The following is a 17,013-nucleotide window of genomic DNA, read 5'->3' as shown; positions in this document are numbered from 1 at the left end:
TACCTTGACTGGCTCTAGGGGACATACTGAGGAGGGCTTACTGACCGATATCGCGCAGCTTTTTACCTGCCATCAGGTTACGTTCAATGTGCTCCAGCGAAACGTTTTTGGTTTCGGGAATCAACATCACCGTCAGGACGATGAAGAAGACGTTGAGCAGGCCGTAGACCCAGAAGGTCGGCGCATTGCCCAGCGTATTCAGCATGGTCAGGAAGGTTGCGCCGACAATCATGTTGGCGATCCAGTTAGTCGTGGTTGAAACAGTGATACCGAAATCGCGTCCTTTCAGAGGCTGAATTTCAGAACACAGAACCCAGATCAGCGGACCGGCTGACATGGCAAAGCCCACGATAAACATCAGCAGCATGCCAATGGCAAAGTACTGCGCACCTTGTGAATGAATGCCCATGTGCAGCATGGTGCCAAGAACGCCCATACCGGCTGCCATCACCAGGAAGCCCAGAATCAAGGTAGGCTTACGGCCCCAGCGATCCACCAGACCGATAGCAATAAAGGTTGCCAGTACGTTAACCAGGCCGACAATCACCGTTCCCCACATCTGCTGGGTGGTATTCGCAAAACCCGCAATCTCAAAAATTTTCGGTGCGTAATACATGATGACGTTCATGCCGGTAAACTGTTGCATCACCTGCAGCAGAATGCCCAGGTACACCGCACGACGGAAGTGGCTGCTACTGGTAAATAATCCCCAGCCTGACTGTTTGATCTTCAGGCTTTCACGGATCTCATCCAGCTCGCGCTTCGCCTGCTCACTGGTATCACGCAGGCGATCCAGTACGCGTTGCGCATCACGGAAGTTTCCTTTCGCCGCCAGCCAGCGTGGGCTGTTTGGCAGAAAGAACACGCCGATCAGCAGCAGCAGGGCAGGAATGGTGATCACGCCCAGCATCCAGCGCCAGTTACCTGTGAAGCTGAACGCGGTATCGGAAAGGTACGCACCCAGAATACCGATGGTAATCATCAACTGATAAAGCGAGATCATACTGCCGCGGATTTTTTCAGGCGCAATCTCAGAAAGATAGAGCGGCGCAGTGTAAGAGGCGATACCGACCGCCAGGCCTAACAGCACGCGTGCGCTGATCAGCATTTCTGGGTTAGGTGCCATGGCTGACCACAGTGAGCCAATAACAAACAGGATCGCACCAGCCATCAGGCTTTTTTTACGCCCCAGACGCGATGACATCCAGCCGCTGCCGATAGCACCGATGGCCGCCCCGAACATCATTGAGCTGACAATCCACTCCTGTTGGTGTGCCGTAACGTTAAAGTCCTTCGCGATAAAGGGCAGTGCACCGGCGATAACGCCGATATCCAACCCAAACAGCAGGCCTGCAAGGGCTGCCAGAAAGCAGACAAATAAGGTCATTGCCTTATTTGAGGTTCTGCTTTTATGTGAATTGCCAGGCATGGTTGCCTCCAAAATTATCCATCATTGTTGTTATCGATGTTAAAAAACCTTATCTGGGCAAAAAGTGAGCCCGATCACATTGATGTAATCGCTTACACTTGCTGAAACCCTGAAATCCAGCATTTATAACCCAGAAAGGTCAAGTAACCAGTGAGGTATAGCACCCTCGAAGTTTCTGACAATGCCCTGTTTAACGCCTATCAGATGACGCTGAAAATAACGCATTTTAGGAAGAATAACTACGGCGATAAATTCCTAAATAGCCGATATCTAAAGCGTTTCAAATTGTAAGCGTTAACACATTAGCTGAGCACAGGCTGAGAGAAAGTGTAGCTGAGTTAAAAAAATGTGCAGGTGGGGGAAACTGAAGGCCCGAGAGGAATAAAAAGAAAAAAAAAGCCCCGCCGCGAGGCAGGGCTTTTTGAGACGTTTTCAGGCTTACAGGCCCGCAGCCTCACGCAACTGTTCTGCTTTGTCAGTTTTTTCCCAAGGGAAATGTTCGCGACCAAAGTGGCCATAGGCAGCGGTTTCTTTATAGATCGGATGCAGCAGATCCAGCATCTGAATCAGGCCGTAAGGACGCAGATCGAAGAACTCGCGCACCAGTAAGGTCAGCTGTTCAGTAGACACTTTCTCAGTGCCAAAGGTCTCGACCATGATGGAGGTCGGCTCGGCAACACCGATGGCGTAGGAAACCTGGATCTCACAACGATCGGCCAGACCCGCTGCCACGATGTTTTTTGCAACATAGCGGGCGGCATAGGCGGCTGAACGGTCAACTTTTGACGGGTCTTTGCCTGAGAAGGCGCCACCGCCGTGACGTGCCATACCGCCGTAGGTATCAACAATGATTTTGCGACCGGTCAGGCCACAGTCACCCATTGGGCCACCGATAACAAAACGGCCCGTTGGGTTGATGTGATATTTGGTGGATGCGCTCAGCCACTCGGCAGGCAGGACGGGCTTGATGATTTCTTCCATCACCGCTTCCTGCAGATCTTTTTGTGAGATCGCTTCACTGTGCTGAGTTGACAGAACGACCGCATCAATACCGACGATTTTGCCGTCGTCGTACTGGAAGGTCACCTGGCTTTTGGCATCCGGACGCAGCCATGGCAGCGTGCCGTCCTTACGCACTTCGGCCTGACGCTGAACCAGACGGTGCGCATAGGTCACCGGGGCTGGCATCAGAACGTCGGTTTCGTTTGTCGCATAGCCAAACATCAAACCCTGATCGCCCGCACCCTGTTCCAGCGGATCGCTGCGGTCAACGCCCTGGTTGATATCCTGAGACTGTTTGCCAATAGCGCTTAATACTGCGCAGGAGTTGGCATCAAAGCCCATATCGGAATGAACATAGCCGATTTCACGTACGGTATTACGAGTGATTTCTTCAATATCAACCCAGGCGCTGGTGGTGATCTCACCGCCAACCAGAACCATACCGGTTTTAACGTACGTTTCGCAGGCCACGCGCGCTTTGGGATCCTGTTCCAGGATCGCATCAAGCACAGCATCAGAAATCTGGTCGGCGATTTTATCAGGATGTCCTTCGGATACGGACTCGGATGTAAAAAGATGTTTAGCCATTATGTTCTTTACCTTACCAATGGTTTGAATTCGACTGCATAGCGCAAGTGAGTATTAGCTGACTTAACGCCCCTTAAGGCAAAGCCGTGAGCAGTCAGGTAGTGTCAGCACGCAGGCCAACTCCGCCTGGATATTAACCTGTTTAGATGGAAAACCATCTGGACGTCTATTTTAGGTTACGCGGTGAGCGAATTACCAGCCCTTTTTGATGTTGCACTGTTAACTTTACGCGCAGCAGTGGAAAATCCTGCTGACAGCGCGTGCATTAAGCAAATAATCTCTTTGCTTTTTTTAGGCGCAAAATGTATAAAACGCCGCTGCGTTCTCAGCAGCAAAAAGGATGACGCGCTTACCGCGTCGCGCCCGTCAGACAGCTGTCTGGCTTTCACCCAGGTGGTTTTCCACATGTCCAGGACATGTGCGGAGGTGATACGAGTAATGAGCCTTATCTTCTCTCTCCTGGCCTTTTCGCGTGCTGGCACGGCGCTGGCGTTATCCTGTTTCCCGTCCTTATTTCTCTTCTGCCGACATTTTATTGGTTTCGGTAATTATCCCGACACAAGCGCTGGTTAACCTCTGACGCGATAGCGGTTTATATCGTCCAGGCGGTGAGCGTCGTGAATTATTCGCGGCCCTTTTGTACCTGACGCGGCTGAGTGTTTTACACTTAACACTACAGTGATGCATCGTGCAGGTTCGCAACGCAGACAGAGCATGACGTAATATGTGGCAACGAATTTCCAGACTCCCGACCTTCAAGTCGGTTTACATTATTATCTTTCAACGGAAAATTGAGGTTCGCGATGTCTGACGGCATGAAGAATATCAAGGGTTCGTCAGCTGGCGAACAAGGTACACTCCGCTCAATGCAGGAGGTGGCGATGAACGATCAGGACGCCAGCCTGATGCTGCGGACCTACAACATTGCCTGGTGGGGCAATAACTACTATGACGTCAATGAACTGGGTCATATTAGCGTCTGCCCCGATCCGGATCGTCCGGATGTGCGTGTCGATCTGGCTAAGCTGGTTAAGGAACGCGAGGCCCAGGGCCAACGTCTGCCCGCGCTGTTCTGTTTCCCTCAGATTCTTCAGCATCGCCTGCGCTCAATAAACGCTGCTTTTAAACGCGCACGTGAGTCTTACGGTTATACCGGTGATTACTTCCTGGTGTATCCCATCAAGGTGAACCAGCATAAGCGCGTCATCGAATCCCTGGTCAATTCTGGCGAACCGCTGGGTCTGGAAGCCGGTTCAAAAGCCGAACTGATGGCGGTACTGGCCCATGCCGGTCAGACCCGTTCGGTTATTGTATGTAATGGTTACAAAGATCGTGAATATATTCGTCTGGCGCTGATTGGCGAGAAGATAGGGCACAAGGTTTATCTGGTTCTGGAGAAGATGACCGAAGTGCGCATGGTGCTGGAAGAAGCCGAGCGCCTGAATGTGGTGCCGCGTCTGGGCATTCGTGCACGTCTCGCTTCACAGGGTTCTGGTAAGTGGCAGTCGAGCGGCGGCGAAAAATCTAAATTTGGCCTGTCAGCAACGCAGGTGCTCAAGCTGGTTGAAATCATGCGTGAAGCGGGCCGGATCGACAGCCTGCAGCTGCTGCATTTCCATTTGGGATCGCAGATGTCTAACATTCGCGATATCGCGACCGGGGTGCGTGAGTCTGCGCGCTTCTATGTTGAACTGGCAAAACTCGGTGTCAACATTAAGTGCTTTGACGTTGGCGGCGGCCTGGGCGTTGACTATGAAGGTACCCGTTCACAGTCCGACTGTTCGGTCAATTACGGACTGAATGAATATGCCAATAACGTGATCTGGGGAATTGGCGCAGCCTGTGACGAGCATGGACTTGAGCACCCAACGGTGATTACCGAATCCGGCCGCGCAGTCACGGCTCACCACACGGTGCTGGTATCTAACATCATCGGCGTTGAGCGTAACGAATTCAGTAAGCCAGAAGCGCCAGAGATTGAGGATGCCCCGCGTCCTATCCTGAGCATGTGGGAAACCTGGCAGGAGATGCACGAGCCGGACACGCGTCGTTCGCTGCGTGAATGGCTGCACGACAGCCAGATGGACCTGTTTGATATCCATACAGGCTACTCATCCGGTACCTACAGCCTGAAACAGCGCGCCTGGGCAGAACAGCTTTATCTGAGCATCTGTCACTACATTCAGCAGCATCTTGATCCCAGCAACCGCGCGCACCGTCCGATCATCGACGAGTTGCAGGAGCGCATGGCGGACAAGATCTACGTTAACTTCTCGCTGTTCCAGTCCATGCCGGATGCATGGGGCATCGATCAGCTGTTCCCTGTGCTGCCGCTGGAAGGCCTGAATAAAAAACCGGAACGTCGTGCCGTGCTGCTGGACATCACCTGTGACTCTGACGGTACCATCGATCACTATGTTGATGGTGACGGTATTGCCACAACCATGCCGATGCCGGAGTACGACGTGGACAACCCACCGATGCTTGGCTTCTTTATGGTCGGCGCCTATCAGGAAATCCTGGGTAACATGCATAACCTGTTTGGTGACACCGAAGCGGTTGACGTGTTTGCCTTCCAGAATGGCGAGGTGGAGGTTCAACTGTCGGATGAGGGCGATACCGTGGCCGACATGCTGCAGTATGTTCAGCTCGATCCGAACGAACTGATGACGCTGTTCCGTAAGCAGATTCAGACCTCTGAACTGGATGACGAACTGCGTGAGCAGTTCCTGCAGGAGTTCGAAAGCGGTCTGTATGGCTACACCTATTTAGAAGACGAATAAAGCCCCGCGAAGCGCTTGCAGCGGGTCGGGACATTGTTGATAATCGGCAGCAACCCATCCCTTCCTCGTCGGGCCTAACGACGCGGAGGGGATTTTTTTTATCTCAACCTTCATGGTGCGCGCTCCAGGCCCGCCTCATGCACAGACAGAGGACGACTTATGTACAATACCCTCGGCAATCAGTACGACAATTCACTGGTTTCTAACGCCTTTGGTTTTATGCGTTTTCCGGTTAATTTCCAGCCTTACGACAGCGACGCAGAGTGGGTGATCACTGGGGTGCCCTTTGACGCCGCGACCTCAGGCCGTCCGGGCAGCCGTCTTGGCCCTGGCGCTATCCGCCAGATTTCGACCAATCTCGCCTGGGAAGGCTGCCGCTGGCCGTGGGAGTTTGACCTGCGTCAGCGCCTGAACGTGGTGGACTGCGGCGATCTGGTTTACGCCTTTGGTGATTCACAGGATCTGTCTGACAAGCTGCAGGCCCATGCAGAGAAACTGCTGGCGAACGGCAAACGCATGATGACCTTTGGTGGCGATCACTACGTCACGCTTCCCCTGCTGCGCGCGCATGCGAAGCACTTTGGTAAAATGGCGCTGGTGCACTTTGACGCCCATACCGATACCTACTCCAATGGTCCAACGTTTGACCATGGCACCATGTTCTTTACCGCACCGAAAGAGGGGCTCATCGATCCTCAGCACTCGGTGCAAATCGGTATTCGTACCGAATTCGACAAAAGCCTGGGCTTTAACGTGCTGGATGCTGCTCAGGTTAACGACCGCAGTGTGGACGATCTTCTGGCGGAAATTAAGCGTACCGTCGGCGACCTGCCGGTTTATCTGACATTTGATATTGACTGTCTGGATCCTGCGCATGCGCCGGGCACCGGTACGCCGGTCATTGGCGGTTTAACCACAGATAAAGCCACTAAACTGATTCGTGGTTTACAGGGCATGAATATCGTGGGGATGGATCTGGTGGAAGTCGCGCCGGGTTACGATCACGCCGATCTGACGGCACTTGCCGCCGCTACGCTGGCGCTGGACATGTTGCACGTTCAGGCAGCGAATAAAGGCTGATGCGACAGAGGGATAACCTCAGGGTTATCCCTCTGATTCTGACTTACTTGCCGTCTGCGGCGATGCGATCGCGAATATGCTGCGCACGCGCTTCGGAGTCAGGATGCGAGTCAAACATTGAGCTTTGACGGCCCTGTTCCAGTTTTGCCAGTTTTTCAAAGCTGGTTGCCAGCCCGACCGGATCAATACCGCGCTTTTTCAGCAGGTTGTATGAGTAGTCATCAGCCTGAGTCTCCTGCGTCTGCGAGAACTGGGCATTCACTAATTTTTCACCCATATCACCCAACTGCGACTGTGACAGCGAACCAATAATACCGCCAGCCGATGCCGCCGCGGTGCGTGCTGCCGTTGTGGTGAAGGCGACCTGCATCGCTTTGCGCGTATGGCCCAGCGCAACGTGGCCCATTTCATGGCCCAGTACCGCCTCGACTTCATTGTCGGTCATCATATCCATCAGTCCGCTGTAAACGCGGATGCAGCCATTGGCCATTGCCCAGGCGTTAACGTCTTTGGTCTGGTAAACCTTGTAGTTAGCCGGGATACCATTGATGTTGTCGCCCAGTGCCGCAGCGATTTTATTCAGCCGTTGCTGGTACTCGCTGTCAGCTGGCGCGACCTGATTTTCTTTGTCCATTTGGGCGCAGGACTGATCGCTAAGCTGCTTAACCTGAGCATCGCTCAACGTGTAAGCCTGAAATGCCTGTGCGCCGGATTGCAGCAGACCATTACTATTTACACCCTCACAGCCGCTAAGCAGCGCAACCAGGCCCAGAGCCAGTGCCATTTTATGAATTTTCATTCTGTCGTCCCATAAGTAACAAGATAAAAAACAAACACCTGAATCCGTACAAGGTGGTTTAACCAACAGGTTATAGTTCGTGATAAACCCTTTTGCTAGCAGACATGACTGGAAAAGCCAGACGAAGCGGGAACATTTAGCGTTTTACGACATTACTTTTGCCCCGTTTTTCATGTACATTGTGGTGAAACTTTTCCCCGTGATTTGCCCGATAGCTGATTAATTACAACAGGTTAAGGCGCAAATCATTAATCCGAACTGGAGTAGAAGATGCCCTCTCGTAAAGATCTTGCCAACGCCATTCGCGCGTTAAGTATGGACGCAGTGCAAAAAGCTAAATCGGGACATCCGGGTGCCCCGATGGGCATGGCGGATATCGCCGAAGTCTTGTGGCGCGGCTATCTCAATCATAACCCAACCAACCCACACTGGGCCGATCGCGACCGTTTTGTTCTGTCCAATGGTCACGGTTCGATGCTGATTTACAGCCTGCTGCACCTTACCGGCTACGATTTACCGATTAGCGAGCTGGAAAACTTCCGTCAGTTGCATTCTAAAACGCCGGGGCACCCTGAATATGGCTATACCGTGGGCGTGGAAACCACGACCGGTCCGCTGGGGCAGGGCATCGCTAACGCCGTAGGTTTTGCCATTGCGGAGCGCACGCTGGCAGCACAGTTCAACCGTCCGGGCCATGAGATCGTAGATCATAATACCTGGGTCTTTATGGGCGACGGCTGCATGATGGAAGGCATCTCACACGAAGTGTGCTCGCTGGCGGGTACGCTGAAGCTGGGCAAGCTGGTGGCATTCTATGATGACAATGGTATCTCCATCGATGGTCATGTTGACGGCTGGTTCACCGATGACACCGCGAAGCGCTTCGAAGCTTACGGCTGGCACGTGGTGCGCGGCGTTGACGGTCACGATGCCGACGCCATCGCGAAAGCCATTGAAGAAGCGAAAGCGGTGAGCGACAAGCCGTCACTGCTGATGTGCAAAACTGTGATCGGTTTTGGTTCACCGAATAAAGCGGGGACCCACGACTCACACGGCGCACCGCTGGGCGATGACGAGATTGCGCTCACCCGCAAACAGTTAGGCTGGGACTATCCGCCTTTCGTTATTCCTTCAGACATTTATGCTGAGTGGGATGCTAAGGAAGTAGGCAAGGCGAAAGAGGATGCGTGGAACACGAAATTCGCGGCCTATGCCAGTGCCTTCCCAGAGCTGGCTGCAGAATTTACGCGCCGCATGAGCAACGAACTGCCGGCTAACTGGCAGCAGGAATCGCAGAAGTTTATCGAGCAGTTACAGGCTAACCCGGCGAAAATCGCCAGCCGTAAAGCCTCACAAAATGCGATCGAAGCCTTTGGTAAAATCCTGCCAGAATATCTGGGCGGTTCGGCTGATCTGGCACCCAGTAACCTCACCATCTGGTCTGGCTCTAAGCCCATCAATGAAGACGCTGCCGGCAACTATATTCATTACGGCGTGCGTGAATTCGGTATGACCGCGATTGCCAACGGTCTGGCGCTGCATGGCGGCTTCCTGCCTTATACCGCGACCTTCCTGATGTTTGTTGAGTATGCACGTAACGCCGCCCGTATGGCCGCGCTGATGAAAATCCGTCAGATTATGGTTTATACCCACGACTCAATTGGCCTGGGCGAAGATGGCCCGACGCACCAGCCGGTAGAGCAGATGGCGAGCCTGCGTACCACACCAAACATGAGCCTGTGGCGTCCGTGTGATCAGGTGGAATCAGCAGTGGCGTGGAAATATGCGATTGAGCGTAAAGATGGTCCAAGCGCACTGATCTTCTCTCGTCAGAATCTGGCGCAGCAGGATCGTACCGCAGAGCAGCTGGCAAACGTGGCCCGCGGCGGTTATGTGCTGAAAGACAGCGCGGGCACGCCAGAGCTGATTCTGATCGCCACCGGTTCAGAAGTTGAACTGGCTGTGGCTGCGTATCAGAAACTGACCGATGAAGGCCGTAAGGTTCGCGTGGTTTCCATGCCATCAACGGATGCGTTCGACAAGCAGTCTGCAGAGTATCGTGAATCTGTCCTGCCGAAGGCCGTTGCCGCTCGCGTTGCCATTGAAGCGGGTATTGCAGACTATTGGTTCAAATATACTGGCCTGAACGGCGCTATCGTCGGCATGACCACCTTTGGTGAGTCAGCGCCTGCTGAGAAGCTGTTTGAAGTCTTCGGCTTCACGGTAGACAACGTAGTAGCGAAAGCAAAAGCGTTGCTGGCCTGACAGAAGGGCACAGGCGAGTGAAGGCTCGCCTGTGCCCAGATGAAAGGGGGCGCAGTTTGCCCCCTTATCGACAAAATTATTCCTGTAGTAATAGCGATTTTTTGCGTAATTTTGTGATGTAGATCCAAAAATACGCAGCCCGCTTGATCGCAATCATTCCCGTTATTCCGTCCTTCTATTATCCTAGCTGAACCGTTTCAGTTGAGGCTGCTTTGCCAGCGATCGGGCTAAGAATCTCCTGTACAAAATGCAGTGAAACGCTCAGGCTATCTGCACCTTTTTTTCAGTCTGGTTTGGCAGGAGAAAGATGACCATTCGGGTAGCGATAAACGGCTTTGGTCGCATTGGGCGCAACGTGTTGCGTGCACTGTATGAAACGGGCCGCCGCGCGGAGATCACAGTGGTGGCAGTTAACGAACTGGCTGAGGCTGCGGGCATGGCGCACCTGCTAAAGTACGATACCAGTCATGGGCGTTTCGCGCTGGATGTGCGTCAGGAGCGGGATCAGCTGTGGGTCGGAGACGATATTATCCGTATTCTGCATCGTGCCGGACTGGACGAACTGCCCTGGGGCGAGCTTAACGTTGACGTGGTGCTGGACTGCACAGGCGTTTACGGTTCCCGTGATGACGGCGAAGCCCATCTGCGTGCAGGAGCGAAGAAAGTGCTGTTTTCCCATCCAGGGGGGAACGATCTTGATGCAACCGTGGTGTACGGCGTTAACGAGCAGGAACTGAAACAAACGGACTGTATTGTCTCTAATGCATCCTGTACCACTAACTGCATTATTCCGGTGATCAAGCTACTGGATGACGCTTTTGGTATCGAGTCGGGGACGGTAACGACTATCCATTCGGCGATGCACGATCAGCAGGTAATTGACGCCTACCACAGCGATCTGCGCCGTACGCGTGCGGCCAGTCAGTCTATCATCCCGGTGGATACCCGGTTGGCGGCAGGCATTGCGCGTATTTTTCCGAAATTTAACGATCGCTTCGAAGCCATCGCGGTTCGCGTACCGACGATCAACGTGACGGCCATTGATCTCAGCGTTTCCGTGCGCCAGCCCGTTCGGGCCTGTGAGGTTAACGCCTTGTTGCAAAGCGCGGCAGAAGGGGCATTTCGTGGTATAGTTGACTATACAGAATTGCCGTTAGTCTCAGTAGATTTCAACCATGATCCGCACAGTGCCATTGTGGACGGTACACAAACGCGGGTCAGCGGTCAGCATCTGATCAAAACCCTGGTCTGGTGTGACAACGAATGGGGCTTTGCTAACCGAATGCTCGACACAACGTTAGCGATGGCCGCAAGCGGTTTCAGGTAAGACGCGGTTTGCGTCTGGCAAAACTTATGAGAATCAACGAGAGGGTTCACCATGTCCGTAATTAAGATGACCGATCTGGATCTTGCTGGCAAACGCGTTTTAATTCGCGCCGATCTCAACGTACCAGTGAAAGAAGGGAAAGTGACGTCAGATGCACGTATTCGTGCTTCACTGCCAACTATCGAAGCGGCGTTGAAACAGGGCGCCAAAGTGATGGTTACCTCTCACCTGGGTCGTCCGACCGAAGGTGAATACAACGAAGAATTCTCACTGCTGCCAGTAGTGAACTACCTGAAAGAGAAACTGAACGGTACTCAGGTTACCCTGGCGAAAGACTACCTCGACGGCGTCGATATCGGCGCGGGCGAACTGGTCGTACTGGAAAACGTTCGCTTCAATAAAGGCGAAAAGAAAGACGACGAAGCGCTGTCTAAGAAATACGCTGCGCTGTGCGACGTCTTTGTTATGGATGCTTTTGGTACCGCGCACCGCGCCCAGGCATCCACGCATGGCGTTGGCAAATTTGCCCCTGTCGCCTGTGCTGGCCCGCTGCTGTCAGCTGAGCTGGAAGCGCTGGGTAAAGTGATGAAGAACCCTGAGCGCCCGCTGGTGGCTGTGGTCGGTGGTTCTAAGGTTTCAACCAAATTTGACGTGCTGCAGTCGCTGGTGAAGATTGCCGATACCGTTATTGTCGGCGGCGGCATCGCCAACACCTTTGTCGCTATCGACAACAACGTGGGCAAATCGCTGTATGAGCCAGACTTCGTTGACGCGGCCAAAGGCCTGCGCGATCAGTACGGAATTCCTGTTCCAACCGATTCACGTGTTGGCACGGAATTCTCTGAAACTGCCCCGGCAACCGTGAAAAAGGTTTCGGAAGTCGCAGATAACGAAGAGATTATGGACTTCGGTGATGAAACCGCTCAGGCCATGGCGACCATCCTGAAGAATGCCAAAACCATTCTGTGGAACGGCCCGGTGGGCGTGTTTGAATTCCCGAACTTCCGCAAAGGCACCGAGATTGTGGCTAACGCCATTGCAGACAGCGAAGCATTCTCAGTGGCGGGCGGCGGTGATACGCTGGCGGCTATCGACCTGTTCGGTATCGAAGACAAAATCTCCTACATCTCTACCGGCGGCGGTGCCTTCCTGGAGTTCGTGGAAGGCAAAAAACTGCCTGCCGTAGCCATGCTGGAAGAGCGTGCGAAGCAGTAATCCTTTGGGGGCGGTGCCCTACGGCATCGCCTGAAAACTCGCCCGAAACCGGGCGTTTAAATCGCTGTCCCCGTATCGGGGATAACCGGTCACGAAACAGGACACAATCATGTCTAAAATTTTTGATTTCGTAAAACCCGGCGTTGTCACTGGTGATGACGTTCAGAAGATCTTCAAAGTAGCGAAAGAGAACAAATTCGCTCTGCCTGCGGTCAACTGTGTCGGCACCGACTCCATTAACGCTGTACTGGAAGCCGCGGCGAAAGTAAAAGCGCCGGTTATCGTACAGTTCTCCAACGGTGGTGCTGCATTCATCGCCGGTAAAGGTTTTAAAACAGACAAGCCACAGGGCGCAGCGATTTTCGGTGCCATCTCTGGCGCACACCACGTGCATCTGATGGCTGAGCAGTACGGCGTGCCGGTTATCCTGCATACCGACCACTGCGCCAAGAAACTGCTGCCGTGGATCGACGGTCTGCTGGACGCGGGCGAAGAGCACTTCAAGAAAACCGGTAAGCCGCTGTTCTCTTCTCACATGATCGACCTGTCCGAAGAGTCACTGGAAGAAAACATCGAAATCAGCAGCAAATACCTGGCGCGCATGGCGAAAATCGACATGACCCTGGAAATTGAGCTGGGCTGCACCGGTGGTGAAGAAGATGGCGTAGATAACAGCCATATGGATGCTTCAGCGCTTTACACTCAGCCAGAAGACGTAAACTACGCGTACGAAAAACTGAATGCGATCAGCCCGCGCTTCACCATTGCGGCCTCTTTCGGTAACGTGCACGGCGTTTACAAGCCAGGCAACGTTAAACTGACCCCAACCATTCTGCGTGATTCACAGAAATATGTCTGTGAAAAACACGGTCTGCCGCACAACGCGCTGGATTTCGTATTCCACGGTGGTTCAGGTTCATCTGCTGCAGAAATCGAAGAGTCTATCAGCTACGGCGTGATCAAGATGAATATCGATACCGATACTCAATGGGCAACCTGGGACGGCATCCTGCAGTACTACAAAAAGAACGAAGGCTATCTTCAGGCGCAGCTGGGTAACCCAGAAGGCGCAGACAAGCCTAACAAGAAATACTATGACCCACGTGTATGGCTGCGCTCTGCCCAGGCATCCATGGTGGTGCGTCTGGAGCAGGCGTTCAAAGAACTCAACGCCGTTGACGTTCTGTAAGCATCACGCTGCTGGCGTCTGAGTTCGAGAGAACGGCAGACGAACGACTCAGTCCCGATCGTCCGATCGGGACTTTTTTTTATCCTTTCTGCTCACGCTCAGTTTCATTTCTTTTTGTCGGGCGACACATTCTGACGTGCTGTCACAACCTCACTGCAGCGCGCGCTGTATCCTGTGTGTGGCTTAACAGGTGAGGGCAATCGTATGGCCGTCAAACGCATTGTGGCGAATATTCGGGCCGGAAATATGGAAGAAGCAGAACGCTTCTACGGTGACATTCTCGATCTGAAACTGGCGATGGATCACGGATGGATCATGACCTGGGCCGCGGATAACACGATGGTGCCGCAGGTCAGTATTGCGCGGGAAGGCGGCGCCGGCACAGCTGTTCCGGATTTATCCATTGAGGTTGATAATCTTGATGAGGTGTATCAACGCGTTGTCGCTGCGAGGCTGCCGGTCGACTATGCGCTTACAGAAGAAGCGTGGGGCGTGCGTCGTTTTTATGTCCGTGATCCGTTTGGCAGGCTGATTAATATACTCAGCCATGTGCCCTGAACAAACATCGTGCGCGGAGGCCGGCGTGCTGATGCGTAAGTGTGCAAAACCGCCTTCCCGTATCACTCAGTTTGGCGTCTGGCTAAATAATTGATTACCCTTAACCATTGGGTGTCGGATTACATCTGGCAGTTTTTTGTCTTTCCCCACAGGGGAACTATCGACAGGGCTTACAAATGGAAGACTTGAATGTTGTTAATGGCATTAACAGTGCCGGTGGCTGGCTGGTACACAACCAGGCGCTGATTCTGAGTTATGCCGTCAATATCGTCGCGGCAATTGCCATTATCATTGTCGGCATGATCATCGCCAGGGTGATTTCTAACACGGTTAATCGCCTGCTGCTCGCGCGCCATATTGACGCCACCGTAGCCGATTTCCTTTCCGCCCTGGTGCGCTATGGCGTTATCGCCTTCACGGTCATTGCTGCGCTGGGTCGTGTCGGCGTGCAGACGGCATCGGTTATCGCCGTGCTGGGTGCCGCCGGTCTGGCAGTAGGTTTAGCCCTGCAAGGCTCGCTCTCCAATCTGGCGGCTGGCGTCCTCCTGGTCACCTTCCGTCCTTTCCGCACCGGTGAGTTTGTCGATTTGGGCGGCGTAATGGGCACCGTGCTCAATGTGCAAATTTTCTCGACCACCCTGAAATCTGCCGACGGCAAAATCGTTGTGGTGCCAAATGGTAAAATCATCAGTGGCAATATCATCAACTTCTCGCGCGAGCCAGTGCGCCGGAATGAATTCATTATCGGCGTTGCCTACGAAGCCGATGTGGATGAGGTGATTGCCCTGTTGCGCGGCGTCGTTGAGGCCGATCAGCGCGTACTTAAAGAACGTGGCATCCAGATTGGCCTGAATGAATTAGGGGCGTCATCGCTTAACTTCGTAGTGCGTTGCTGGAGTAACAGCAGCGATCTGCAGGACGTTTACTGGGACTTACTGAAAAACTTTAAACGTGCGCTGGACAGCAAAGGTATTGGCATCCCTTATCCACAAATGGATGTGCACCTGCACCAGGTTCAACAACCTGAAAGCGAGACGACCGCAACGCAGTAACGTTAATGGGCGGCAGCGGTCGCCCATTAATTTTGTTAATAGCAGATTAATTTTTTCAATTTCCGCTAATCAGACTCGCTCTTTATAATCCCTGCATCTCGCCGATGTAAGGAATGTCATCCAGTGTTAACCATTTACTTTCAAGGGCTTGCTCTTGGGGCGGCGCTTATCCTGCCGTTAGGCCCACAAAACGCCTTCGTGCTGAACCAGGGGGTAAAGCGCCAGTATCATTTGATGACTGCGGCGCTTTGTGCGTTAAGCGATATCGCATTGATCTGTGCAGGCATTTTTGGCGGCAGTGCGCTCCTGAACCAGTCTCCCTTACTGCTGATGCTGATTACTTGTGCCGGGGTTGCCTTTCTGCTCTGGTTCGGTTGGGGCGCCTTACGCACGGCATTTAGCCGTAACATTGAACTGGCGTCGGGTAGCCACGCAACGCAGAGCAGAAAACGAATTATCGCGACGATGTTGGCGGTGACCTGGCTGAATCCGCATGTTTATCTTGATACCTTTGTTGTGCTGGGCAGTCTGGGCGGGCAGTTACCCGGAACGGTTGCGCGACAGTGGTTTGCGCTGGGGACCATCAGCGCCTCGGTGCTGTGGTTTTTCGGTCTGGCGCTGCTGGCGGCCTGGCTTGCGCCTCTACTGCAAACGGCGCGCGCTCAACGCATCATTAACCTGCTGGTCGGTGCGGTCATGTGGTTTATTGCGTTTCAGCTTGCCCGGCAGGTCATCACGGGATTTTGAGTAAACGCTATACGAAAACGGGTTATTGAGGCCAGTCTGCCGAACTTTTGCCATAATCTTCACTCCAAACAACGCGTAATATGATGCGCTTGTGGGCTTCATGTACTGGGAGCCATCGAACTGACCTTTTCAAGGAGGACTTTCATGAAACTGAAAGCATTGGCGCTTGCCGCGATGATGAGTGCAGGGGCATTGCCTTTAAGCGTACAGGCTGACGAACTGCCGAACGGACCCCATGTTGTTACGTCAGGTAAGGCAACTGTAGATGCCCGCCCGGATATCGCGACGCTGTCAATTGTGGTGAATGTCTCATCGAAAGATGCCGCAGAGGCAAAAAAGCAGGTCGATAGCCGCGTAGCGCAATATTTTGATTTCCTGCAAAAAAACGGTATTGAGAAAAAGGATATCGAAGCCGCGAACCTGACGACGCAGCCAGAATATGATTACACCAAAGACGGTAAGTCACAGCTCAAAGGCTACCGTGCGGTGCGTCAGGTTCAGGTCACCGTACGTCAGCTGGACAAACTTAACGATCTGCTTGATGGTGCGCTGAAGTCAGGTCTGAATGAAGTGCGTAGCGTTGAACTGGGCGTCGCTAATCCTGAAAGCTACAAGCAGCAGGCACGTCAGGCCGCAATCAAAAATGCGACCCAACAGGCGGCTGAACTGGCTGAAGGTTTTAATGCCAAACTGGGCCCGATCTACAGCATTCGTTATCAGGTGGCAAACTATCAGCCAATGCCAATGAACCGCATGTTTAAAGCCGCGGCTGTGGCAGATACTTCTGCACAGGAAACCTACGATCAGCAAAGCATCAACTTTGATGACCAGGTGGATGTGGTTTTTGAGATGAAACCAAATACGGCACAGTAAGCCTTTATTGGTATTGTGGTTAAGCCATCAGGGGCAATTTTTGCCAGGCGGTCCTCGCGCCGCTGACGCGGTTCCTTCACATCGCTCATCAGCCTGACGGACCGGC

13 protein-coding genes are annotated in these 17,013 nt (G+C 53.2%); 10 read left to right on the top strand and 3 right to left on the bottom strand.

What is annotated here, in order from left to right; translation table 11 throughout:
- Positions 1 to 37: 37 nt before the first annotated feature.
- Both NYE92_RS10240 and metK read right to left on the bottom strand, forming a co-directional pair.
- Positions 38 to 1,429: a sugar porter family MFS transporter gene (locus NYE92_RS10240; protein ID WP_014594508.1), complete on the bottom strand. Its 1,392-nt coding sequence runs from the start codon at positions 1,427 to 1,429 to the stop codon at positions 38 to 40.
- A gap of 438 nt (positions 1,430 to 1,867) precedes the next feature.
- A complete protein-coding gene (gene metK / locus NYE92_RS10235) occupies positions 1,868 to 3,019 on the bottom strand; it encodes a methionine adenosyltransferase (RefSeq protein ID WP_015699581.1) in 1,152 nt (383 codons plus the stop codon).
- A gap of 803 nt (positions 3,020 to 3,822) precedes the next feature.
- Here metK and speA point away from each other — a divergent pair.
- Positions 3,823 to 5,802, top strand: a complete 1,980-nt coding sequence (speA, locus tag NYE92_RS10230) for a biosynthetic arginine decarboxylase (protein ID WP_259018917.1) — start codon at positions 3,823 to 3,825, stop codon at positions 5,800 to 5,802.
- Positions 5,803 to 5,961: 159 nt separating this feature from the next.
- Entirely contained in the window at positions 5,962 to 6,882 is a 921-nt protein-coding gene (gene speB, locus NYE92_RS10225) for an agmatinase (RefSeq protein ID WP_013027079.1), read from the top strand.
- Positions 6,883 to 6,925: 43 nt separating this feature from the next.
- On the opposite strand, the gene NYE92_RS10220 is transcribed toward speB, so the two are convergent.
- A complete protein-coding gene (locus tag NYE92_RS10220; RefSeq protein ID WP_015699583.1) occupies positions 6,926 to 7,681 on the bottom strand; it encodes a M48 family metallopeptidase in 756 nt (251 codons plus the stop codon).
- A gap of 270 nt (positions 7,682 to 7,951) precedes the next feature.
- Between NYE92_RS10220 and tkt the strand changes: the two genes are divergently transcribed.
- The 8 genes from tkt (at position 7,952) to NYE92_RS10180 (ending at position 16,907) form a co-directional block, all read left to right on the top strand.
- Positions 7,952 to 9,946, top strand: a complete 1,995-nt coding sequence (gene tkt, locus NYE92_RS10215) for a transketolase (protein ID WP_013027077.1) — start codon at positions 7,952 to 7,954, stop codon at positions 9,944 to 9,946.
- Between the two features lie 307 nt (positions 9,947 to 10,253).
- Positions 10,254 to 11,273 carry an erythrose-4-phosphate dehydrogenase gene (gene epd / locus NYE92_RS10210; protein ID WP_013027076.1) on the top strand — a complete coding sequence of 340 codons (1,020 nt, stop codon included), beginning with the start codon at positions 10,254 to 10,256 and terminating at the stop codon, positions 11,271 to 11,273.
- 51 nt (positions 11,274 to 11,324) lie between these two features.
- The gene (pgk, locus tag NYE92_RS10205; protein WP_013027075.1) at positions 11,325 to 12,488 is read left to right on the top strand and encodes a phosphoglycerate kinase; all 1,164 of its coding nucleotides are present in this window, start codon (positions 11,325 to 11,327) and stop codon (positions 12,486 to 12,488) included.
- Positions 12,489 to 12,597: 109 nt separating this feature from the next.
- A complete protein-coding gene (gene fbaA, locus NYE92_RS10200) occupies positions 12,598 to 13,677 on the top strand; it encodes a class II fructose-bisphosphate aldolase (protein WP_013027074.1) in 1,080 nt (359 codons plus the stop codon).
- Positions 13,678 to 13,881: 204 nt separating this feature from the next.
- Complete coding sequence (locus NYE92_RS10195; RefSeq protein WP_015699585.1) at positions 13,882 to 14,235, top strand: VOC family protein; 354 nt, start codon at positions 13,882 to 13,884, stop codon at positions 14,233 to 14,235.
- 176 nt (positions 14,236 to 14,411) lie between these two features.
- On the top strand, positions 14,412 to 15,287 hold the full coding sequence (gene mscS / locus NYE92_RS10190) for a small-conductance mechanosensitive channel MscS (protein WP_014594505.1): 876 nt from the start codon (positions 14,412 to 14,414) through the stop codon (positions 15,285 to 15,287).
- Positions 15,288 to 15,410: 123 nt separating this feature from the next.
- A complete protein-coding gene (gene argO, locus NYE92_RS10185) occupies positions 15,411 to 16,034 on the top strand; it encodes an arginine exporter ArgO (RefSeq protein WP_013027071.1) in 624 nt (207 codons plus the stop codon).
- A 144-nt stretch (positions 16,035 to 16,178) separates the two neighbouring features.
- Entirely contained in the window at positions 16,179 to 16,907 is a 729-nt protein-coding gene (locus tag NYE92_RS10180; RefSeq protein WP_013027070.1) for an oxidative stress defense protein, read from the top strand.
- The last annotated feature ends 106 nt before the right edge of the window (positions 16,908 to 17,013 follow it).

The sequence above is a fragment of the Pantoea sp. B566 genome (genome assembly GCF_024793925.1).
Classification (GTDB): domain Bacteria; phylum Pseudomonadota; class Gammaproteobacteria; order Enterobacterales; family Enterobacteriaceae; genus Pantoea; species Pantoea ananatis.
The sequence above is the reverse complement of the archived record's forward strand: the minus strand, read 5'-3'. Positions and strand labels throughout refer to the sequence as shown.